Origin of the sequence: Paenibacillus terreus (genome assembly GCF_042138595.1) — a bacterium.
GTDB classification, from domain to species: Bacteria; Bacillota; Bacilli; order Paenibacillales; family Paenibacillaceae; genus Paenibacillus; species Paenibacillus terreus.
The window spans coordinates 81,388-103,082 of sequence record NZ_JBHIRX010000016.1 but is presented as its reverse complement, the minus strand read 5'-3'; the positions used below and the strand labels follow the sequence as shown (position 1 = coordinate 103,082).

Below are 21,695 nucleotides of genomic sequence, written 5' to 3'. Positions count from 1 at the left end.
TTAATTAAATCACCAGTTATTACTCGATACTCTAATGACATTGAAATCAGGGCATTTTTCTTCTCCATAAATGGCCTGAACACCGGGATTATTAATTTTGACATTGGTAAAGCTTGCTTCTCCAACTGCCGGTCCCTGTCCGTTTTCGGCTTTGACAACCAGTTTGATTCCATACCGCGCAGGGTTATTGATATTGATGTTCTCTATACGCACGTTTTGCATCGGAACATGTTCAGGAGATTTGCTCTGGAACATCAGGCCAAAGTATACAGGCTCATTAATATCCACATTTTTCAACACAATATTCTTGAAGTCCCGATCGCCGCCATGGAACCAGACTGCGCCAAAGTTCTGGTATTCATTGATTTTGTCATCTCCGCCGGCACTGGTCCAGAAATCCCCGCCGGTCCGGTCCAGGGTTACTCCGTCGATGACCGTATCTTGGTCGCCAAAGCCCAGGGTATTATATCCAAAGCTCAGGCTGCTGATCGTTAATCCGGGATAGGTTAACGTATCTGCACCGTACAGATTCCGGAATACATTATTCTGACCGCCATAGACTGCAAAAGCTGCCGCTCTTCTTACACAGGTTGCCGTAAGGTTTGTGTACTGGTTACCTGCATTGTAAGTACCGCCCGAATCGATTGCGCTGAATAAAGCGAATGAATCGTCACCGGTGCCGCGGGCATAGTTGTTATCTATGACATTATAGGAGGAGCCGTTGGTCATGTTAATTGCATCCGCAAATATGTTCTTGATACGGTTATTTTTAAATGTATTGTGCGAGGAGTTGACACCCCAATACAGGCAGATAAAATGCTCAGCCCAGACATTTTCAATCGTTACATTCTGCATGCCGCTGCCATCAATGAATTTTCCGGGTCCATCTACTCTGTACACATAATTGCCCCAGGCTGACAGATCTTTAATGACTGATCCATTGGCTGCCGAACCGATATTAAATCCAACATCCGTATTCGTCCGATTCTGCGGTGCAACCAGCTTGGTATGCCAAGGACCTGCGCCAACGATTTCCGTTGCACGTCCGTACAAATAAATTTTATTGTCCAGCGGCCATTCACCTGCAGGAATAAAGATTCCTTTCTTCGTTTCATCCTGTCTGAATTCATTCAACGCCTGTTCGATTGATTTGGAGCTTGAAACCTCTACATATTTGGCCGGGTCCGGATTTTGGGCTGGAGGTGCCACATGTTCCGTTTCGATCATGTCTACATAAATCCATGGAACATCTCCCGCATCTTTTTGAATTTTAATCCTGGTACCGGCCGGATACACTTGATCCAGTAATAACTGGGCATCCTCATATAACCAGTAAGCTTTTTCGCCCTGGTTATCATATCCAAGCCGCCCAAGCGTCGCAGGTGTTGCGTATACGTAGGAGAATTTGGATGTTACGGTAAAGTCACCAATCTCGGCATCATCTGCATAAATACTGATGGTTCCTGTGGTGTTTTCAGCAACCGCGTTGCGGAGCACAAACGCATTTGCTGGAGAAGTAAGTGTAAACTCCACGTATTCTCCGTCTGCATCCAGACGAACTGCTGAACGGCCCGATGCTTCACCTGCAAAGTCTCCAGGCGTAAAGTTTTTAGCCAGTACCGTTCCATTGGTGCTGTTGGATGAAGACTCCGCTTCTATTATGGTAAATGGCATATTTGCACCACGCCCTGAATAAAGGCTTGCTGTACTTTCATTGTTGGTTCGCTTGCTTGGGATTTCATTGGCATCTGCTTCAACGATGCTCGTTACACTGTAGCTGCCGTCTTCCACTGTCCAGGTTCCCATGGTTACATTCGCGGCTTCACCCGCCTCCAACGTACCGTTAAAAGCTTCATTAAATGTTTGCACCGTTGAGCCAGCGGCATCCGTGATCACTAATTTCACGCCATGATTCCCGCTTGCGCTGGCTATAGTGCCCTGGTTCTTAAGGTTCACAGTAAAGGTTATCGTATCGCCTGCACTTGGATTCGTCGGTGTCCATGAAGCTGTTCCTACCAAATCTGAACTTGGAACGGGAGCAACGACCAAGGATGAGGAATGAGTGTAGTTGTTATTCAGCTCATTTTGTTCAATAATCAGATTGCTTTCATCTACCTTGGCACTTACCGAATAGGTTGCAGCGCTGCGCGCTTCCGCATCCACGGACACTGTCGTTGATGCCCCGGCAGCCAATGATTCAACTTGGGCAGTCCCTGCCCGGGTATCATTAAGATAAACATTGACATCGGTTGCCGGAGAGACTGTTGAGCCCCTATTTTCAACCGTCGCACTGATCGTCATTGCATCTGTTTCAGTGGGGGAAGCGGGTGTCCAGGATATACTCGATACAACCAGGTCCGGATTAGGCGCAGGTGTGCCGATCACCTGGAGCTCCGCCACTTGTCCGCCCGGCGCTCCGGAGTTTGAAGTAAAACGAAGCTGTACACTGCTTGCCGTTGCATGAACAGGGATGGTTACGGTGTTTTGCGAAGCAGGGTTAAACGTATATTGAGCAGCAGAGACCAAATTCGTAAACGTTGTGGAATCCTGGTCATGGCCAAGCACTTGAATGGTTTGCGTGCGTGTGCCCCACTCGCTTGAAGGGTTCAGCTTGATCACAACAGATGAAAGACTTGCATCCGCTCCAAGATCTACCGAAAGTGTGCTTGGATGCCCGTTTCCTTCCCAATAAGTGGTTACATCGCCATCATTGGCATTCGCAGCCTTGAAGTTAAAGGTTTCAGATGAAGCAGTTATAGGCCTGTTGATCGCCAGGTTCGTGCCATCCGGGCCAGACCCGTTCCGTGTTACGGAACGGCTTGGAGCCGATGAATTGCCTGCAGCGTCTTTTGCGATGACATAATACGTTAAGGCTGCATCTGCGGGTTGATGATCTGTATAAGCAAGCGTATCTCCATCCACACTGTCATGCAATTGATCATTCAAGTAGATATCATATTCTGTTACACCTACGTCATCTGTCGATGCGTCCCAGGTTAAATGAATCGTGTCTGAGGTAGGTTGTGTCAAAGCAAGATTTGCAGGGGACGTAGGCGCCTCTGAATCAGTTTCATCCGTGGAAGTGCCGTATACCTCCAACTCGGAAATTTGTGCTGCTGGCCATGTAGTGTTAGCAGTAACGTTAACCCTTACATACCGGGCATCAGTTACGTTGAGATCGACTGTAACGGTATTGCCGTCAGCCGGATTAAATTCATAATCTCTGGAACCCGCTATGTCTGAGAAATCAGAGCCATCTGTACTTCCTTGGATGGATAAAGTCTGTGTTCTGCTCTCCCAGCCCGCAGGCAGCCTCAATGTAACATGATCAATGCTGGCCTTCCTCCCAAGATCCACTTGAATCCATTGCGGGAACTCATGATTTTCGCTTTCCCAGTAGCTGTCTTGTTCACCGTCAAAAGCATAACCTGCCGTATATTCGCCATTATTGCTGCTTGAAATGGCGGATTTTCCCAATGCCAGATTTGGTCCTTCCGCCGCCTGAACCACTGGCAAACCGAATGATGGGACAAAGGTCGTAATCAGCATCGTCAAAATGCTTAACCAGGCTAATGGTTTCTTCATTTGAACCCTCCTCATTTTTTGATAGCGCTTACTTTTTCACCTCGATTTTATCAAAGAAGTCCTTTTGAACCGTTTGAGCAGCTTCGTCGAGTATTGCCTTTAGATCGTTACTGTCACCGGTGAATACCTTCTGAATTGCAGTGGTCATGGTTGCATAATAATCCTGTGTATTAAACTGCGCTTCCGGCTTGCCATCGAGCAGTGCATTGGATTCAGCATCGTATTTATAAACATTGTCATATTTGTCTAACACAGCCCGAACTTTCTTGCCGTACTCGGAGTCAACGGTATAATAGTCCATGTGAGGCGGCACATAATATTTCCCATCCTTCTGGAATTGCTTGATGTTTTCTTCCAGGGAAGCCAAACCTTCATCCGAGAAGTAGTCAAATACGATATAGTTAAAGGCAGCTTCCTGTTCAGCAGGTGTAGCGTTAGGGTTAATGACCAGGTAGTCTCCACCCAATACACCCGTATGTTTCCCGCCCGTTTCTGCTGCCGGCATAGGGAAGGTCAATACATCTTCAGGCTTCATCCCCCCTTGATTCAGTGCTTGATCTAGCGGCCCTTCCGCACCTGCAATCACCATGGCCGCACGCCCCTGGGCAAACGCGCCCACCGCGTCTCCCCAGCCTAACGCCCAGTCTTGCGGAATTGTATTCTCTTCCTTCAGCTGACGGTAGAAATCCAATGCTCTCAGACCCGCTTCACTGTTAAAAGTAGCTGTAACTTTGCCATTCTCAACCTTCTGAATGTCTCCGCCTGCTTCAAACAAGAAATTTGTCCAGTTCCAGCCGGCATCGTTGCCTTTCCCCATGGGAGCAATGCCTGCAATACCCGCTGACGGGTCTGCAACCGCTTTCGCAGTTTTCAGCATATCATCCCAGGTCCAATCGTATGAAGGAACCGGAACTCCTTTGTCTTCTAACATTTTCTTATTCACGATCGTTGTCGTAACGTAACCTTTTTGCGCCACTCCATATACTTTACCGTCAATCATAAATTGCTTTTGCAGTACCGGGTTAATTTGATCTTTGTATTCGTATTTGTTCCACAAATCCGTGATATCCGCAGCCCAGCCGCTATCCACGAGAAACTTCGCTTCTGTTGCAAAGGTGTTGAAGAACGTTGGCGCTTCATTTGCGGCCATTTTAATACCGATTTGATCTACATTGTACTGCCATTCATCACGCACCACCTCCACATTCGGATAAGCAGCTTCGAAACGGGCAATTTTATCATCCTCAATCGCTCTTAATTCCACCTTGTCCGGCGTTGGATAATAGATCTTGATTGTAATCTTGTCTTCTGATGCGGCGTTATCGCCCGCCCCGCAAGCCGTGAGAATGGTACTAAACATGGCCAGAATTAAAACAATAGCTGAAAACTTCTTCATATGATTTCCCCCTTGATTTATATTAAGGCTCCCGCTTAACTCGCCCTTTACCCCTTCACTCCGCCCAGATGCAGCCCGCGCATGATGAATTTTTGGAAAAGAAGGAAGACCGCAAGAGGCGGAATGGTCACCATGGCAAGAATGGCAAACTTCACATTCAAATCCAATCTTCTTGCCTGAATCACATATTGATAGATTGCCGTAGACAAAGGGTATTTTTGGTTGTCATGCATCACCATGGAGGGCCAGAACCAATCATTCCATACCGCTGCAAAAATAAAAATGCCTAAAGTTGAAAAGATCGGGATGGACAGCGGAACGGCAATTTGAAAAAAACATCTCCACTCCGATGCGCCATCGATCCTTGCCGCTTCAAATATTTCTTGGTGTATTTCATCAAAGAAGGTCTTAAGCAGCAGCAGGAAAAAAGCATTGGCTCCGGCAGGCAGCCAAAGGGCCGCGAAGCTGTTCAGCAAGCCGAAGTCTTTTAAGTTAACGAAGTTTGGGATGATATAGGTTGTAGGTGGTATAAACAGCGTCATTAAGAAGAAAAAATAGATGCCTTTTTTATACGGGATATTTAGCCTTGATAAGCTAAAGGCGGCCAGGCCCAATGCAGTAAAAATGACGGTTATGTTGCCCAGAAAGATATAAAGCGTATTGCGGAAAAACAATGGGATATCAATGAAGTCCCAAGCCTTCTGGAAATTGCCCCACTGTACCTCATTGGGGAAGTAGGTAGGCGGAAAGGAATTGACTTCCGTGTTAGGCTTGAAGGCGTTAAAAAGCATAACTGTAACCGGATACAGCATGGAGCACACCATGGCAGCGATGATTAAGAGCATCAAGATATACATCAGCTTATACTTGGGTTTCCGCAAATCATAATGTGATAAAATGCCACGATCCGCATTCTTCATCCTCTTTTCGCCTCCTCTTGGTTCAGTCTGAATTGCAGAACAGCCAGCCCTGCCAATACAAGGAACATCAACACCCCTAATGCGGAAGCAACACCAATTTCAAGTCTTGTAAATGCGTATTTAACAACCAGTAAGGCATAAGTCAGTGTGGCATTGTTCGGTCCGCCATCGAGCATGGCCAGCTGGGACTGATAACCCTGTGATGTCGAAATTAACTGTAAAGTTAACATCAGCAGGATGAGTTTTTTAATCGAAGGAAATGTAATGAATCGAATGCGATCCCACACACCGGCGCCGTCAATTTCAGCGGCTTCATACCAATCTCTGGGGATGCTCAGCACCGCAGCCAAATAGATTAACATCCCTGATCCAAATTGCTGCCATGTTTCCATAAATACCAATGATGCCATGGACCATGCTTTATCCACCATGAAGGCGATTTGATTAAACCCCAGCGATGTGAGCAATGCGTTGAGGGGGCCAACCGGATCATAGATCCATCTCCACAAGCCATACAGAACAACCAGCGGAATGACGTTGGGGAGATAGGCCGCGACCCTTACAAAACCCTGAAACCGTTTTAGCTCTGAAATCATGACGGCAAACATAATCGGCACCCAAAAACCGAATATTAAACACAGCCCCATATAATAAAGCGTATTTTTGACAGCTATCAGTACGTTGGCATCCCCAAACACCGTCTTGTAATTCTCAAAACCGACAAACGTATTGCCCTTAACAAAATCCACATCATAAAAGCTGTACACGAATCCTTTTATGATCGGCAGCCACAAAAACAGTATGAATAAGATGGCTGCAGGCAGTATAAATAAAAACCCCCAAAAGTGTCTTCGCAGCAACTGATCTCCTTCTTTCTTTGGCCTTTTCTCTCCTTATCCCTATTGTAGAAGGCTGACCCAAGAGGAGACAGGTGCAATTCTATGCAGATGGTAGTCGTTTTTACTTCTTTATTTGGCTGGGGCTGACACCAAAATATTTTTTAAAAATCTTGCTGAAATGCTCTGGTGATTCATAACCTACTTTATCCGCGATTTCATATCGCCTTAAATCCGTATTTAAAAGGAGCTTCTTGCTCTCCTCCATTCTTAACTTGATGACATATTCCCACAGGTTGCAGTCCGTATATTTTTTAAATAAGTAACTTAAATAATTGGGGCTGACATGGATTTTTTGCGCGACCTCATGCAGGGTTAATCCCTTTTGCGCATAGTTTTCGTGGATATATTTGGTCGCTTTCGCGACAATCCTGTTGTTTTGTTCATGCAGCTCATCTTCTGTCGGCTCCTCAGATACACTTCCGCTGAAATCGCCGTAATAAAAGACATGATGATCTTTGTGCGCTCTATTCCAGAGCAATGCCTTATGGGCTTGATGATTCAGGACGCTGAGAAATTCAATGCCTTTTAAAATTTGACTGATTCCAACCACGCATTGCACACCTAAATATTTATCAAGGTGGCTATGAATAGACCGTCCCATCGTATCCAACTGATTGATCTTGCTCACACTTAGGTCTGAATACATCACTTCACTCCATGGAATGATCATGCTGATTTCCTGTTCATCGGATGCAAAAGCGACCGGGCTCCAATCATGCTGGAGCACTTCGCAAGCTATGTTAAGCACACCATAAGCAATCAGATTTTTATCTCTTGTAGTGAGCGCTTGACCGATCCGTGTTTCCGGAAGATCAAACCTGATTTTGAATACAGAAAAATAAGGACCTGCCAGTTCCGTCTGATAGCAGGTTCTGAGCTTATTCACAGTCGTCTCTTTTTCATCTGTTCCCTGCAAAAGCTGCTGCAGCAGCTTGTTTCTCGCATCATCCGGCTCCTGCATGTGAAAGCCGTTAAGCAAGGATAAATATTCTCCTTTTTTCTCACTGGGCCGAACCATCTGGAGCAATGCATTCCGTACCGAGTCCAGAAATTGCCCATCTTTTATAGGTTTAAGCAGATAATCCTTTGCCCCCATGCGAATAGCCATTTGAGCGTATTGAAACGTTTCATGGGCGGATATGATAATCGTCTGCATCCACGGCTTGGCCAGCTTGGCTTGCTGCATTAAGTCAATACCACTCATGGCACCCATTTGGATATCGGTCACCAGCAGGTCGATCTCCTCCATACGAATCACATCCAGGGCTTCATGACCGCTGTAAGCCAAAAAGATTTGATGAATACTGAGCCCGGAGCTGTTTAATAAATGGCTTAATCCTTTACAAATCAACGGTTCATCGTCGACGATCAATATATTGTACATATCCTTCGCCTCCACTAAGCTCTATAATGTGAATCTGCTGGCCGATTCTTTGGAAATATCAAAATCGCGGCTGTTCCGCCTTCCGGGATGGCCCTGTAGCTTAAACCATAACCTTGCCCGTAATGCAGCTGAATTCTTTGATGTATATTACGTATGCCGTACCCCAGGGACGGGTTGGCTTCATTACCATAAAGCAAGCGGTGCATCGCCTCTAAATCGGCAGGTTTAAATCCATTGTCCGTGATCTCGACCATAACAACGTCTTCTTCCCTTAACCGGGCTGAAATCGTAATCATCCCGTCTTCCCCCATGTTTTTCACCCCATGAATGATGGCATTTTCAATCAATGGCTGCAGGGTGATCTTGGGGATCAGGACATGATACAGTTCCTTGGAAATATTCCAATGTACTGTGAATGAATAATCATATCTTATTTTCTGCAGGCTGACATACGCTTTGGCATGCTCCAGCTCTTCTTCCAGAGTAATGAGCTCCTTGCCCCGGCTGAGTGCAATCTTCATCAGCTTCGAAAGCTCTTTAATCATCTCTGATGATTCCGTCTTTCCTTCCAATGAGCTCTTCCAATAAATGCTTTCCAGCGTGTTATACAGGAGATGTGGATTGATTTGCTGATACAAAATTTGCAGCTGCGCTTCCTTCTGCCTGATTTCCGCCTGATATTTGTATTGGAATAACGTGTTTAGCCGCAAAGCCATTTCATACATGGACGACATCAAAACACCTACCTCGTCCGTACGTTTACTTGGCGGCGGGATCACGACCGTTTTGCCCGGTTCATACCATCTTATAAATTTCACCAGCTTCTGGATGGGTGTCATCAAGGACTTCCAAAAATATATGAATAAAAGCAGAACCAGCAGTACATAGAAAAATGATATCAGTCCAATCACCTGTTTCAGCTCACTTTGCTGTTGCAGCAGCGTATCCATTGGGATTTTATAGATTAATTTCTGGTCTGATATCTCATTCTGATTGATGACATAGATCGTATCTTCCGTCATTGCGTACTCCATTGTTTTAGAATTGTTATGCTGCTGGAAGTTGGATGGAAGCTTAAGGACCGAACCGATAACCCCTTGTGTGGACGCAAGCACTTGATTGTTGTTATTTACAAGATAAATCTCCCCATCATCAGGCAATGATACCGCTTTCATGGATTCGCGTACTTTTTGCTCCACATTCGTCACGACAAGCACCCCAATGACATCATGATTCCTATAGATGCTTTTCACAGCGCGTATGTAAGACAGTGTATCGTTATGATTAAAATAGCTATTGTTTTGGATTATTTTTAGGTAGCCCTTGCCTTTCTTGCTTATGGCTTCATCAAACCATTCCGGTTTATTGGCATCCGAGAAGAAATACACCCCGGTGCTTTGCACTTGAGTTTTCGGGGCAAAGAAATAATAGTCATTGGGATCGTAAATATACAGGGAATAATACAACCCCGTCCCATTGTCCGCTTCCAGTGAATAGGCCGACAGCAGATCGAACATTTCATTTTCTTTTTGCAAACGTTCATATACATGATCCGTATTGCTGGGGATCAAGGCCTGGGTCACGGAATCCTGAATGATCGTCACCGTTATTTTATCAATTGTATTGATATCCCGGTCAATGAGAATATGGTTCAGCGCATTCATCTCAGCATAAGCTGTGGTGACATGCCGCTTAAGGATTGCCTCGGCTTGAACGTTGCCATACCAATGCAGGAACAGCAAGGGAATCACCATAGTCAGGAAAATCAAAATAATCTGATACTTTAAATTCAAATTTGTCAATGGATTAAATGTTCTCCGCTTCATGGCTCATGGCCTCTCCCCTTCTATTTATATTGCCAATATCACACTATATAGAAAATACTGTATAAATGAAGTTAATCCTTCCCCGGTATAGGAGAGGGATTAACTTTTTTAATACATTACTGTAACCAAACGTGTTACGGCGGTCCCAGATCATCATAATTCAGGCATAAAATCCGTGCCCTTGATTTCTCGAATACGCTCTCTTATTGTGGTTAGCCGCATTACCCAGGTTAAAATACATTTTAACGTTTACCACAGCGGCTATTACAAGATAATAATCGCTTTTGAAAATCTAACGGTTCTGGTTGACGTTATTTGGGCAAATGTGAAGAGTTCTTATTGATAATAGCCGAATAAGCTCGTTGGTAACCTTTAGAATTTGAAACGGGGCATTTTGAGATGAATAAGCGCTGTCACAACCGTTATAGTTTGAGAGCAACTATTGGTCTGCTCGTAGGTGATTCAGCAAAGCAACTCATAACCGAATTGTGAAGCGCCCCTATAATGAGACATTGAAAAAAACCTCAAGGTCAACTGTAGCCAATGGGGATATCAAAACCCTGATTAACTTTACTGTCGGATTTTACTCGACGATACAGGTTCCTAGAGAATAGAATTCAACGCTGGGCTTGTCGCTCCGGCCCCCTGCAAGCGCGAATCCGGGGCTCGCCCCGTTTATTCCCCGCCCAGGGAGATCAAGCCTCTGATCTCTTTGCCTGCAATGCAAGCAACTCTCCGTCACGATAAATTTCACTATCCAATAGGAATTGTTCACTTGAAGGTTCTTCCTGGTTATGTTACATTGTTATTAAAATATGGTGTGAAGCACATACCGCTTTAGTACGTCTTGTTCATGTGAGCATTGATGTATTGAGGCGGTTTTTGTTTTTGTATTAATCGAATCGGATGTGAAATAAATGAGTAGATTTGATGAAGTTTATCAGGAATGGATGGAGCAGCAGATTTCTGAAGAGAAAAGCCCTAGAAGACGGGAAATGCTGCGAAAAGGATTAAGCCGTGGATCGATCGATTTTTTGCGCTTGATCTGGTTTCCAGTCATAGGTAGTCTAAATCACTTATATCCTGAATATGAGATCAGGGACTTTAATAATGGATATCGCTATCTCGACTTTGCATACATGCCCGGTAATGTCAAAGGATGTATTGAAATTCAGGACTACCGAAGCCACGCCAGAGATATTGAGGTCAGCCGATTCAAGGATTTATGCATGAAACAGTCCCTGCTGGTTCTCGATGATTGGCTCTTTCTTCCAATCGCTTATTTATCGATCCGGGATGATCCAGGGGTCTGCAAGCAGCTCGTTCTTTCCTACGTTGGAAAGTTTTTATCCAGCGCTGTACCTTCCGGACTCAACTGGGCAGAAGCCGAAACCTTGCGATTCGCTCACAGATTACTGCGTCCTTTTATGCCGGCTGAGTTGTCAGATCATTTGCTGCTTTCAGAACATCGGATTAGAGTTATTCTTCGCGGCCTGGTCGAGAAGGATCTGCTGGAGGTAGCAAGTGGAAAACAGCGATATCGATCTTACCGACTTACGGGAATAAAGTGATTAGATTACGTTTTTAACGGTTGCCACAGCGGCTATTAAAGAGTAATAATCACTTTTGAAAATCTAACGGTTCTGATTGACGCTATTTGGGTAAATGTGGAGAGTTTTTGTTGAAAACAGCCTAATAAGCTCGCTGGTAACCTTTAGAATTTGAAACGGGGTATTTTGAGATGAATAAGCGCTGTCACAACCGTTATAGTTTGAGAGAAACTATTGGTCTGCTCGTAGATGATTTGGCAAAGCACCCCTAACCAACCGAATGGTCATAAGGTGCTTTTTTTATGGAGCCCAGAAGGACATCGAAAACCTTGATTGACCTGACATCAAAGCCTACTCGACGATGCGGATCCTGGCGGAAGGTTTAGATAACCGTGCTTGTCCGCCTCCGGTCCCTGCGTGCGGAACGATTTCCAGAGTCCGCGCCCATCGTAATCATACAAAAGGAAATCCTCACTCTGATAAGTGAGGATTTCCTTTTGTATGGAGCCTAGGGGGATCGAACCCCTGACCTCATCGCTGCCAGCGATGCGCTCTCCCAGCTGAGCTAAGGCCCCAAATCCTTATTCAATTTGTCATCCGTTCGCGGCGACTTCTATATCATATAAAATTCAAGCGCAGCTGTCAATACTTTTTCACCACGCGGGGCCGACGATTTATTCGTCGGCCGTGTCCTTGGAGAGCAGTGTTTTCAGCTCCTTCATGAACATGTTGATGTCCTTGAATTGGCGGTATACCGAGGCAAAACGGACATAGGCCACTTCATCCACCGGGTACAGCTGCTCCATAACCAGTTCGCCGATATCACGGCTTTCCACTTCGGCCGCTGCAGTGTTGCGCAGTGAATTTTCCACCTGGGAGACGATCCGTTCCAGATGCTCCACGGACACCGGCCGCTTCTCGCAGGCCCGGATGAGCCCGCGCAATATTTTGTCACGGCTGAATTCCTCGCGGCTGCCATCCTTCTTAATGACCATCAGCGGCGTTTCCTCCACCATTTCGAAGGTGGTAAACCGCCGGCTGCATTGCTCGCATTCACGGCGGCGCCGAATCGATTTATTTTCATTCGCTGGTCTTGAATCCAGCACTTTGGTGCCTGCATAACCGCAGAATGGACATTTCATAAAAACTCACTCACTTCCTTTTACCAATAACTTCATTTTAAATAAGAGTCATAAAATCTGTCTTCCTGCACATAATACTTGTACCAACCCAGAGGAGGTGAACAGCAATGGGACAAGGTGGTAGCAATGGAAACTCCAACAACCTGGTAGTAAGACAAGCTTCCGGCGCGTTGGAACAGCTTAAATACGAGGTTGCTCAGGAACTTGGTATCTCTATTCCACAAGACGGTTACCAAGGTAACATGACTTCTTACGAAAACGGTTCGATCGGGGGTTTCATCACGAAACGCCTGGTGACAATCGCTGAGCAGCAACTGGCCGGTCAATTTCGTTAATTCTTAACCCCTTAAAACGGCGGGACAGGTCAATCGGCTTGTCCCGCTATTCTAATCCATTAAAACTGGCCGTATATTTTCGTGTACTGCCTGTAATAATGAATGACCCGCTGTACATAATGCCTTGTTTCCCCAAACGGGATCTGCTTGACTGTCTGTTCCCTGCCATCCCATATTCCTTTCCGCATCCACTCTTTGACCTTACCGGGGCCCGCGTTATATGCGGCGATCATCGCCACCGGATTGTTCTGAAATTGCTCCCCAAGACTGTGTACATACCAGGTGCCAAGCTTGATATTCATATCGGGCTCGTCCCTTATTAACTCAAGCGAAACCGGGGGAAATCCTGTTTTATCCATGATCCACTGCGCCGTGTCCGGCATCAGCTGCATCAGGCCAAGCGCTCCCCTGCGCGATTCCTTACTTGTCTCATAATTGGTCTCCACGCGGATAATGGAGGCAATGAGGAAAGGGTCGACATCATACATTTGCGCATGCTCTCTAATTTCATCCTTGTAATGGATCGGATAAAACCAGGACATCCAATTCGAGCTAAGGAATAAAAAAAGCACAAAAGCCACAAACAAAACTAACAGAACCCTTTTTTTACGCAAAATCCTCATGAAAATACCATCCGCTCCAACAACTCATCCAATTGCCGCCCCGTATCGGCTACATCACGGCTGTTATCCACAACGATATCCGCCAGACGCTTCTTCTCCTCAATCGGCATCTGTGCGTCAAGTCTCTGTCTTGCCTGCTCTGGTGTCAGCCCGTCACGCTGCATCAGCCTTTTGAGCTGAACCTCCTCCGGTACATAGACGACCATAACCTTTTGAAAAAGGTTGTTCAGCCCGGACTCATACAGCAGCGGAATATCCACGACAACAAGCTTGTCCGGAAACTCCGCCTCATAATCATTCATCCGCCGTATGATCTCCTGCCGAATGGCGGGATGGGTAATTTCATTCAAGACTTTCCGCTCCGATGGATTGGCAAATACAATCGCCCCAAGCTTCTTGCGATGCAGCGTTCCGTCCTCGTTCAAAATCTCTTGTCCGAAATGACGGACAACAGCGTTTAGCACAGGATGCCCCGGAAGCATCACTTCCCGGGCAATGGCGTCGGCATCGACCAGCAGTGCGCCCCTTGCTGCCAGCAGCGCCGATACCGTGCTCTTCCCTGTGGCAATACCTCCGGTCAAACCGATAATCATGTATTCACCCGCTTTCGGCTATAAGTACGTGTTGAACTACCTCTATAACAATTTCATCATACCCATAATAATTAGCAGCAATGCAGGCAGTACGCTGAATACCTTCATAAAACGGAAGGCTGCCAAACGGAAACCTGCCTTCATGCCTGCGATCAAAAACAGACCGCTGAATACCGCAATGGTTGCCGCTGTGGTCATCGGAGTATATCCCAGCATGGCCGCTCCTAATCCGGCTCCGAAGGAATCAAGGGACAAGGCCATCCCAAGCCATATCGCTTCCTGGGCAGATATGCTTCCGGAACGGTCCGTATCGGCGGCAGACGGGCTGCGTAAAATATGGATGACCAGCCCGATCTTGCGAAGTTCCATAGAGAACAGCATTTTGTTAGGACCCTCGGCAACTTCGCCTTCTGATTCCTTTTCATGCGAAACGTCTTCCCCGGTTTCTTCCTTATTAGCTCTGTTTTGTACTGATTGGATCAATGACCAGCAGCCGATACCGATCAGAATGACAGCACCGAGAAGTGAAGTGAAGATTGGCGATAGAAACCTCATCAACAGTGCTCCGGCCTGCATGGACACCATAATGATCAGACCGGAGCAAAGGCAAATGATCAAGATGGAGCCCAGCGGTATCCTCATCTTTCGCAGCCCGTATGTAACCCCTACACCAAAGCTGTCCAAACTTAACGCAAAGGCAAGCAGCAGCAGGGAAAACCACGCATAATCCACTCCGAATACCTCCCTGTAGCAGAGCCGGTCCGGTTGGGGGCCGGGCTCGCATTCTCATATCTCAGGGATAGTATATGGCGGGAAATTGCGCGAAGTGCATGCTACCTTGACGGCACAGGTTGACAGACAGGACAGTAATGGGTCCCCCGCCCGGCTACGACCGTTTTCTCTACGGCCGCTCCGCAGCGGACACAAGGCTCCGCCTTTCGTCCATAAATTTGCAGCTGATGCTGAAAGGAGCCTGACTGTCCTTGTCCGTTCACATACGACTTGACAGAAGAGCCGCCGGCCGCTACCGATTCGGACAGCGTGTCCACAATGGCTCTGTGCAGACGGGTCAGTTGCTCCATACTAATCGATTTGGCTGACTGAGCAGGATGGATACCCGCACGAAACAACGATTCATCTACATAAATATTCCCAATCCCGACGATATATGCCTGGTTCAGCAGCGCTGCTTTGATGGAAGTCGCCCTGCTCCCTACCGCGTCGCGCAGCGCCTCCACTGTAAAGGCTTCATCCAGCGGCTCTATGCCCAGCTTGTGCAGCGGTGGCGAAACCAGGTCTTCGCCGGTTTTGAATAAATGCATCGTTCCGAACTGTCTGACATCCTTATATCTCAGCTCGGTCCCATCCGTAAAATGAAAGATGACATGCGTGTGTTTCTCTAGAGGTTCATCCCTCTCATAAAGACCATAACGTCCTTCCATCCGCAAATGGGACACCAAGACCAGGCCGTCCAGCAGAATACGCAGAAATTTACCGCGGCGCTCCACACCGGTCACGGTATGGCCCACAAGCTCCATGGCAAATGCATGTATATCGTCAGGCCGCTGTATAATTCGCGGCAGATGGACTGTTACTCGTTCGATTTGTTTTCCTGTAATAAGCTCGTTTAGCGTTCTTTTAACTGTTTCCACTTCCGGCAGTTCCGGCATGTTGACTTCACCTCATGCTTTATTATAACGAAGAACCGCCTTGATGTTGAGCAGCCCGTCCAGTTTATTTCGCTTCATACCAGTTGCCGCCATAACTTACCTCCGCTTTCAGCGGCACCGACAGCTTCAGCGCCGATTCCATCGTTGCCGGAACCAGCTCCTTCATAATCTCCAGTTCATCTTCCGGGACCTCGAATACAAGCTCGTCATGAACCTGCAGCAGCATGCGGCTGCGCAGCTTGCGTTCACTCATCGCTTGATCCATATGCACCATGGCAAGCTTGATAATGTCGGCCGCGGTTCCCTGGATCGGCGTATTCATGGCCGTCCGCTCGGCGAAGGAACGGAGGTTGAAATTGCTCGCATTGATTTCAGGCAGGTATCGTCTGCGTTCCAGCAGCGTTTTCACATAACCATCGCGCTTGGCGTCATTGACAATATCGTCCATGTAACGGCGGACACCCTGGAAGACGTCAAAATATTGATCGATAAACCTTGCGGCTTCCTTCCTTGTAATGTGCAGATTCTGGGAAAGACCGTAATCGCTGATGCCGTACACGATGCCGAAGTTAACAGCCTTCGCGGAGCGCCTCATATTGGCATCCACCGCTTCCGGGGGAACGCCGAATACGTCCGAAGCCGTTTTGGTGTGAATGTCCATATCATTCTGGAAAGCTTCCTTCAGCCGCTCGTCATCAGAAATATGGGCCAATACACGAAGCTCAATCTGGGAATAATCAGCCGCCAGAATCAGCCAGCCCGGCTCGGAAGGAACGAATACTTTGCGAAGCTTTCTTCCTTCTTCCAGACGGATGGGGATGTTCTGCAGGTTGGGGTACTGGCTGCTGAGCCGTCCTGTCGCCGCGACCGTCTGGCGGAAATACGTATGCACCCGGCCTGTTTTATCCGAAATTTCCTTCAACAAGCCTTCCACGTAAGTAGACTGCAGCTTGGCGATCGTACGATACTGTAAAATATTTTGCACGATATCGTGATAAGGGGCCAGCTTCTCCAGCACTTCGGCATCTGTGGAATAGCCCGTTTTGGTCTTTTTGACGACAGGCAGACCCAGCTTGTCAAACAGAATTTCCCCAAGCTGCTTCGGCGAGTTCAAATTAAACTCCATGCCGGCAATCTCATAAATTTCCTGGGTCAGCCTTGCAATCTGTCCTTCGAATTCCTTGCCTAAGGCTTTGAGCTCGTCCACATTAACCCGGACTCCCTGCTTTTCCATATCCGCCAGAATCCGCGAGAGCGGCATTTCCAGCCCGAAGAATAGCTCCTTCATTCCATTCTCTTCAAGCTGCTTCTGCTGGGAAGGGATCAGCTCATGAATGACGGCCGCTTTACGCGCAAGGTGATCTGCAAGAATGTCCTCCTCAGGCACCTTGTACTTGGCCCCTTTGCCGAACACCTCCTCGTCCGGACGAATGGACGGCAGGCCGTATTTGGCAGCAAGTCCGCTCAGCGTCTGATTCGCATCTGTCGGATCAAGAATGTACCCGGCAAGCTGAACGTCAAATTCTGCGCCCGCAAATTCAATACCGTGCCAGTGCAGGGCCAGATCAGCCCGGTGCAGGTCATATCCGCGTTTTTGCCGCTGCGGATCGGACAGCCAGGAACGGATCGGCTCTGCCGCCTCCACAGCCATCAGTTCAAACGGAATGAAGAATTGACGATCCACTGTCCCTAATACCAGCGCAATGACCTGTGCTTGATGAGGATTGTCTCCGTAGGTCTCAATATGAACGACTTCAATGGCGTCCAGCGCATTTTTCAGTTCTTCCAGGTTCTCTTCGCGGACGATCAGCACATCTGCCGCCGCCTCTGCTGTAACTGCAGAACTGCTGCTTTCGGCGGACAGGGACAGCCGCTCCAGCAGCGACTTGAATTCCAGCTTCGCCAATGCAGCACCCGCTGTCTCTGTACGCAGACCGCCGAAAACGATGTCATCCCACGTCTTGTCCAAGGGAACCTCACGATAAATGGTGGCCAGCTTTTTACTCATGCGCGCATCATCGGCATGTGTTTCAATACGTTCCTTCATTTTGCCCTTCAGCTCATCCGTATGGGCAAGCACCTCTTCGACCGAGCCGTATTGATGCAGCAGCTTGAGCGCCGTTTTCTCGCCAACCCCCGGTATGCCCGGAATATTATCGGAAGCATCGCCCATCAAACCTTTGAGATCAATAATCTGCTCGGGCTTCAGCCCATAGCGCTCCTGGATCTCGGCCGGGCTGTAGGCTTCGACTTCTGTAACTCCCTTCCGTGTCAAACCGACCGTGACATGATCGGAAGCAAGCTGCAGCATATCTTTATCTCCCGTGACAACCATCACGGTGCGACCCGAATCATCCGCCCTCTTCGTCAACGTTCCAATAATATCGTCCGCTTCATAACCCTCAAGCTCGAACTGGGCTATGCCGAATGCCTCCAATAGCTCCTTCAGCAGCGGAAACTGCTGCGACAGCTCCGGTGGTGTTTTCTCGCGACCGCCCTTGTAATCCTGATAGCCTTCATGACGAAAAGTGACCTTGCCCGCATCAAAAGCAACCATGATATGCGTAGGCTTATGCTCCTCTAGCAGACGCAGAAGCATCGTTGTGAAGCCGTACACGGCGTTGGTCTGCTGCCCGCTTGAATTCGTGAGCGGCGGCATGGCGAAGAACGCCCGGTAGATAATACTGTTTCCATCTATAAGCATGAGTTTGTCCATTCCAGCACCTCGCGTGATCATCATAAACATTTGCTCCCCTTATCTTAACACAATCCCCTTCCAACCAGAAAAAATTCGCCCTCGCCGCTCTCATTCAACCAATAAGGATCAGATGCTCCGCTTAAAAAGGAAAAAAACGGCTATTCTGTACCAGAGATGAAATACATCCATCTATCCTGATAGCATAAATAGTCGTTTTTTTACAAATAATTACTGATTGAGATCCGGACGCTGGCCTGTTACAAGGTAGACCGTATTCTCCCCGATGTTCGTTGCATGATCGCCGACCCGTTCGATGTACCGTCCGACAAGCAGAAGCAGCATAGCCTGCGAGGCCTGGGAAGGACTATTCATCATAAAGGAATATAGTTCCGTGATCATCTTGCTGTACAGTGCATCGACTTTGTCATCCTGCTGTGCCATTTTGTAGGCCAGATCCGTGTTTTCATCCAGATAGGAGGTAATGGAATCATCAATCATATCCTTGACGATTTCGGCCATTTGCGGAATGTCAACCAGAGGTTTGATCAGCTCCTGCCCTTCCATCCGCAGGGTAACCTTGGCCACATCCGATGCCAGGTCCCCCATCCGCTCCAGATCGGTCGAAATCTTGAACGCGACGATAATTCTTCTTAAATCCTTCGCCACCGGCTGCTGCTTAATGATGAGGCTCGACCCCATATCCAGAATGTTCTCTTCCATCTGGTTAAGAGCAGCATCATTCTTGATGATTTCCTGGGCAAGCTCCGTATCATTGGTCTTCAGACTGGTGATTGCCCGATCGAGCGCCTCGGATACATGCTGTCCCATCTGGCGCAGCAATACGCGGAGCTCCTCAAGCCCTTCATCAAATTCTTTTCTGCGGATCATCTGCAGATGCCCTCCCTCTGTGCTTCGCTCAGCCGAACCGGCCGGAAATGTAATCTTCCGTACGAGAATCCTGAGGTGTAGAAAACAAGGTTTCAGTAGGCGCAGCCTCAATCACTTCGCCGTTCAGGAAGAATACCGTTTTGCCGGAAACGCGGGCCGCCTGATGCATATTGTGCGTGACCATCACAATGGTATACCGGTCTTTGAGCTCCTGGACAAGCTCCTCAATCTTGGCCGTGGAAATCGGGTCAAGCGCGGAGGTGGCTTCGTCCATCAGCAAAATATCCGGCTGCACCGCGAGCGCCCTCGCAATGCACAGTCGCTGCTGCTGCCCGCCGGACAGGCTGAGCGCAGAACGTCTCACGAAATCCTTCACTTCATCCCACAAAGCGGCATGGCGGAGACTCTGCTCAACCAGCTCGTCCAGCCGTGCCCTGTCGCGGATGCCATGCAATCTCGGTCCATAGGCCACATTGTCATAAATGGATTTTGGAAAAGGATTCGGCTGCTGGAACACCATGCCGACCCGTTTGCGGAGCTCCTCCACCTCCATGCTGCTGTCGTAAATGTCCAAATCGCCTAATTGTACTTTACCCTCCACCCTGGTGCCGGGAATCATGTCGTTCATCCGATTCAGCGTCCGCATCAGCGTGGATTTTCCGCAGCCCGACGGACCAATAAATGCCGTTACCGTTTTGTCCGGGATATCAAGATTTATATTTTTGAGCGCATGAAATGATTCGTAATACAAATTCAAATTTTCTATCCGTATTACAGCCTCATTCAACTTAATTGCGGTTTCTGTCATGGGATTTGATCTCCTTCATTTGCAGATCTGAATTTCCATGCCTGCACTATTCCTGTATCTGCCTACAGGCAATATGACAAATTATAAACGGTCTATGTAAATGAAGTCCTTTATATTTGTTAACGCAATGTAAAATGTTTAATGATTCAACCTTCCTCGTCTTGCGTATGCATGTGCATGGCTCCCAGTTCTTCGGAAGCCTGTAAAGCAGCTGCCGCAGCATCTTCCGCCATACGTGACAACCCCTGGCTGCGGCGGTTGACGTTCTCCATATTAGCCATCAGCCTGGAGAAGGCTTCGCTGCCTGCATCAATGTGCACCGCACCTTGTTCAATTTCCCGAAGGCTTGATTGCGTAAGGGCTACATTTTCTCCAATCAGCGAACCGATTTCACCCAGCAGCGAAGCAATATCCTCTGAAAAATGGCGGGTCTGCTGCGCAAGTTTGCGGACCTCCTCAGCCACAATCTGAAATCCTTTTCCATGCCCGCCGGCATGAGCCGCCTCAATCGAGGCATTGATGGCAAGCAGGCTGCTTTGATCGGCAAGGCTGCGAATGGAAGAGGCCATGCCGGAAATTGTGTGAATGTGCCGTTCCAGCACGCCTGTCTGCTCATATTGCCGCTTCATTTGTTCCGCAATCATTTGATAGGAGTACATGACCTCCTCCAACCGGCTTCTGCCCGTTTCCGCCAGCCCGCTCATTTCCAGCGTTGCCTCCGCGCTTTCAGCCGCTTCCTGCGCCATCTGCAGCGCACTGTCCCCGATCCTGGCGACACCGCTGGAGCTCTTCATCACGGCTAGTCCGCTTCTTTCATCCGCTTCCTTCTGCAGCCTTCTGGAGAGCTCCATCAAATCCCGCAAGGTTAATATGCCGACAAGACGGCCCCCGTCCATCACCGCTACGCAGTCATAAAACTTTGAATCAGGCCTGAGCAGCGCTTTGTTCAACACCTCGGCAGCAGGATTGGCGGCATCCACAATCAGCGTGTCCGGATCGGCGAACATGGCCGCAGGCTTGTCATAATACAATTCAGCAGCAAACCTGCCCGCCAAATGGCGGTTGAACGCTTCGCGCATAATGATCCCTGCAACTTCCCCTACGTTTTGGACAAGGACAACACAGGGCGCCGCCGGATTCTCTCTAAGTATGTCCAGCAAAGCCAAGCAGGAAACTTCCATTCCGATCACGGGAACAGAACGGCAGGCCGTATATTCGATAAGCTTACCCGCATGGCCATTCTCTTCAGCCTGGCCGGTATGATCACCGTCCGAAAAGTCTTCCGTCTGTATCGTCTCTATCATCTGCATCGTTTCCAGCTCTGCTGCCATGATCATGTTCAAATTCCCCTTTGCAACCGAATACTGATGTGTTCAGC

17 protein-coding genes and 1 tRNA gene are annotated in these 21,695 nt (G+C 48.0%); 2 read left to right on the top strand and 16 right to left on the bottom strand.

Annotated elements, in window-relative coordinates:
• Positions 1–9: 9 nt before the first annotated feature.
• The 6 genes from ACE5KN_RS23685 to ACE5KN_RS23660 all read right to left on the bottom strand — a co-directional run bounded on the left by ACE5KN_RS23685 (position 10) and on the right by ACE5KN_RS23660 (position 10,010).
• Positions 10–3,585, bottom strand: coding sequence for a discoidin domain-containing protein (locus ACE5KN_RS23685; RefSeq protein WP_375527737.1), 3,576 nt, complete (start codon positions 3,583–3,585; stop codon positions 10–12).
• Positions 3,586–3,613: 28 nt separating this feature from the next.
• Positions 3,614–4,981, bottom strand: a complete 1,368-nt coding sequence (locus ACE5KN_RS23680) for an ABC transporter substrate-binding protein (protein WP_375527736.1) — start codon at positions 4,979–4,981, stop codon at positions 3,614–3,616.
• A gap of 47 nt (positions 4,982–5,028) precedes the next feature.
• Complete coding sequence (locus tag ACE5KN_RS23675; RefSeq protein ID WP_375527735.1) at positions 5,029–5,901, bottom strand: carbohydrate ABC transporter permease; 873 nt, start codon at positions 5,899–5,901, stop codon at positions 5,029–5,031.
• Positions 5,898–6,761, bottom strand: coding sequence for a carbohydrate ABC transporter permease (locus tag ACE5KN_RS23670; protein ID WP_375527734.1), 864 nt, complete (start codon positions 6,759–6,761; stop codon positions 5,898–5,900). Before ACE5KN_RS23670 ends, ACE5KN_RS23675 begins: the two co-directional genes overlap by 4 nt.
• Positions 6,762–6,861: 100 nt before the next feature.
• Complete coding sequence (locus ACE5KN_RS23665; RefSeq protein ID WP_375527733.1) at positions 6,862–8,184, bottom strand: response regulator transcription factor; 1,323 nt, start codon at positions 8,182–8,184, stop codon at positions 6,862–6,864.
• A 14-nt stretch (positions 8,185–8,198) separates the two neighbouring features.
• Complete coding sequence (locus ACE5KN_RS23660; protein WP_375527732.1) at positions 8,199–10,010, bottom strand: cache domain-containing sensor histidine kinase; 1,812 nt, start codon at positions 10,008–10,010, stop codon at positions 8,199–8,201.
• Positions 10,011–10,927: 917 nt separating this feature from the next.
• Here ACE5KN_RS23660 and ACE5KN_RS23655 point away from each other — a divergent pair.
• Positions 10,928–11,581 carry a transcriptional regulator gene (locus ACE5KN_RS23655; protein WP_375527731.1) on the top strand — a complete coding sequence of 218 codons (654 nt, stop codon included), beginning with the start codon at positions 10,928–10,930 and terminating at the stop codon, positions 11,579–11,581.
• Between the two features lie 481 nt (positions 11,582–12,062).
• Here the strand turns inward: ACE5KN_RS23655 and ACE5KN_RS23650 are convergent.
• Both ACE5KN_RS23650 and nrdR read right to left on the bottom strand, forming a co-directional pair.
• Positions 12,063–12,135 (bottom strand) — tRNA-Ala (locus ACE5KN_RS23650).
• Positions 12,136–12,234: 99 nt separating this feature from the next.
• Positions 12,235–12,702, bottom strand: coding sequence for a transcriptional regulator NrdR (nrdR, locus tag ACE5KN_RS23645; RefSeq protein ID WP_355318148.1), 468 nt, complete (start codon positions 12,700–12,702; stop codon positions 12,235–12,237).
• A gap of 107 nt (positions 12,703–12,809) precedes the next feature.
• Between nrdR and ACE5KN_RS23640 the strand changes: the two genes are divergently transcribed.
• Positions 12,810–13,037 carry an alpha/beta-type small acid-soluble spore protein gene (locus ACE5KN_RS23640; protein WP_375527730.1) on the top strand — a complete coding sequence of 76 codons (228 nt, stop codon included), beginning with the start codon at positions 12,810–12,812 and terminating at the stop codon, positions 13,035–13,037.
• Between the two features lie 59 nt (positions 13,038–13,096).
• Here the strand turns inward: ACE5KN_RS23640 and ACE5KN_RS23635 are convergent, their stop codons facing one another.
• The 8 genes from ACE5KN_RS23635 to ACE5KN_RS23600 form a co-directional block, all read right to left on the bottom strand.
• Positions 13,097–13,660, bottom strand: a complete 564-nt coding sequence (locus ACE5KN_RS23635; RefSeq protein WP_375527729.1) for a lytic transglycosylase domain-containing protein — start codon at positions 13,658–13,660, stop codon at positions 13,097–13,099.
• Complete coding sequence (coaE, locus tag ACE5KN_RS23630; protein ID WP_375527728.1) at positions 13,657–14,253, bottom strand: dephospho-CoA kinase; 597 nt, start codon at positions 14,251–14,253, stop codon at positions 13,657–13,659. The genes ACE5KN_RS23635 and coaE overlap by 4 nt, the downstream gene beginning before the upstream one ends.
• A 42-nt stretch (positions 14,254–14,295) precedes the next feature.
• Positions 14,296–14,985, bottom strand: a complete 690-nt coding sequence (ytaF, locus tag ACE5KN_RS23625; RefSeq protein WP_375527727.1) for a sporulation membrane protein YtaF — start codon at positions 14,983–14,985, stop codon at positions 14,296–14,298.
• Positions 14,986–15,086: 101 nt separating this feature from the next.
• The gene (gene mutM / locus ACE5KN_RS23620) at positions 15,087–15,923 is read right to left on the bottom strand and encodes a DNA-formamidopyrimidine glycosylase (RefSeq protein WP_375527726.1); all 837 of its coding nucleotides are present in this window, start codon (positions 15,921–15,923) and stop codon (positions 15,087–15,089) included.
• Positions 15,924–15,987: 64 nt separating this feature from the next.
• Positions 15,988–18,639 carry a DNA polymerase I gene (polA, locus tag ACE5KN_RS23615; protein WP_375527783.1) on the bottom strand — a complete coding sequence of 884 codons (2,652 nt, stop codon included), beginning with the start codon at positions 18,637–18,639 and terminating at the stop codon, positions 15,988–15,990.
• 210 nt (positions 18,640–18,849) lie between these two features.
• Positions 18,850–19,509 carry a phosphate signaling complex protein PhoU gene (gene phoU, locus ACE5KN_RS23610; RefSeq protein ID WP_375527725.1) on the bottom strand — a complete coding sequence of 220 codons (660 nt, stop codon included), beginning with the start codon at positions 19,507–19,509 and terminating at the stop codon, positions 18,850–18,852.
• Between the two features lie 28 nt (positions 19,510–19,537).
• On the bottom strand, positions 19,538–20,296 hold the full coding sequence (gene pstB, locus ACE5KN_RS23605) for a phosphate ABC transporter ATP-binding protein PstB (protein WP_375527782.1): 759 nt from the start codon (positions 20,294–20,296) through the stop codon (positions 19,538–19,540).
• A 167-nt stretch (positions 20,297–20,463) separates the two neighbouring features.
• Positions 20,464–21,654 carry a methyl-accepting chemotaxis protein gene (locus ACE5KN_RS23600; protein ID WP_375527724.1) on the bottom strand — a complete coding sequence of 397 codons (1,191 nt, stop codon included), beginning with the start codon at positions 21,652–21,654 and terminating at the stop codon, positions 20,464–20,466.
• Between the last annotated feature and the right edge of the window lie 41 nt (positions 21,655–21,695).

Bases quoted from the DNA above. Each gene is read 5' to 3' on its own strand.
- ACE5KN_RS23685 (WP_375527737.1), bottom strand. From the start codon at position 3,585: ATGAAGAAACCATTAGCCTGGTTAAGCATTTTGACGATGCTGATTACG.
- ACE5KN_RS23680 (WP_375527736.1), bottom strand. From the start codon at position 4,981: ATGAAGAAGTTTTCAGCTATTGTTTTAATTCTGGCCATGTTTAGTACC.
- ACE5KN_RS23675 (WP_375527735.1), bottom strand. From the start codon at position 5,901: ATGAAGAATGCGGATCGTGGCATTTTATCACATTATGATTTGCGGAAA.
- ACE5KN_RS23665 (WP_375527733.1), bottom strand. From the start codon at position 8,184: ATGTACAATATATTGATCGTCGACGATGAACCGTTGATTTGTAAAGGA.
- ACE5KN_RS23660 (WP_375527732.1), bottom strand. From the start codon at position 10,010: ATGAAGCGGAGAACATTTAATCCATTGACAAATTTGAATTTAAAGTAT.
- ACE5KN_RS23655 (WP_375527731.1), top strand. From the start codon at position 10,928: ATGAGTAGATTTGATGAAGTTTATCAGGAATGGATGGAGCAGCAGATT.
- nrdR (WP_355318148.1), bottom strand. From the start codon at position 12,702: ATGAAATGTCCATTCTGCGGTTATGCAGGCACCAAAGTGCTGGATTCA.
- ACE5KN_RS23640 (WP_375527730.1), top strand. From the start codon at position 12,810: ATGGGACAAGGTGGTAGCAATGGAAACTCCAACAACCTGGTAGTAAGA.
- ACE5KN_RS23635 (WP_375527729.1), bottom strand. From the start codon at position 13,660: ATGAGGATTTTGCGTAAAAAAAGGGTTCTGTTAGTTTTGTTTGTGGCT.
- coaE (WP_375527728.1), bottom strand. From the start codon at position 14,253: ATGATTATCGGTTTGACCGGAGGTATTGCCACAGGGAAGAGCACGGTA.
- mutM (WP_375527726.1), bottom strand. From the start codon at position 15,923: ATGCCGGAACTGCCGGAAGTGGAAACAGTTAAAAGAACGCTAAACGAG.
- polA (WP_375527783.1), bottom strand. From the start codon at position 18,639: ATGGACAAACTCATGCTTATAGATGGAAACAGTATTATCTACCGGGCG.
- phoU (WP_375527725.1), bottom strand. From the start codon at position 19,509: ATGATCCGCAGAAAAGAATTTGATGAAGGGCTTGAGGAGCTCCGCGTA.
- ACE5KN_RS23600 (WP_375527724.1), bottom strand. From the start codon at position 21,654: ATGATCATGGCAGCAGAGCTGGAAACGATGCAGATGATAGAGACGATA.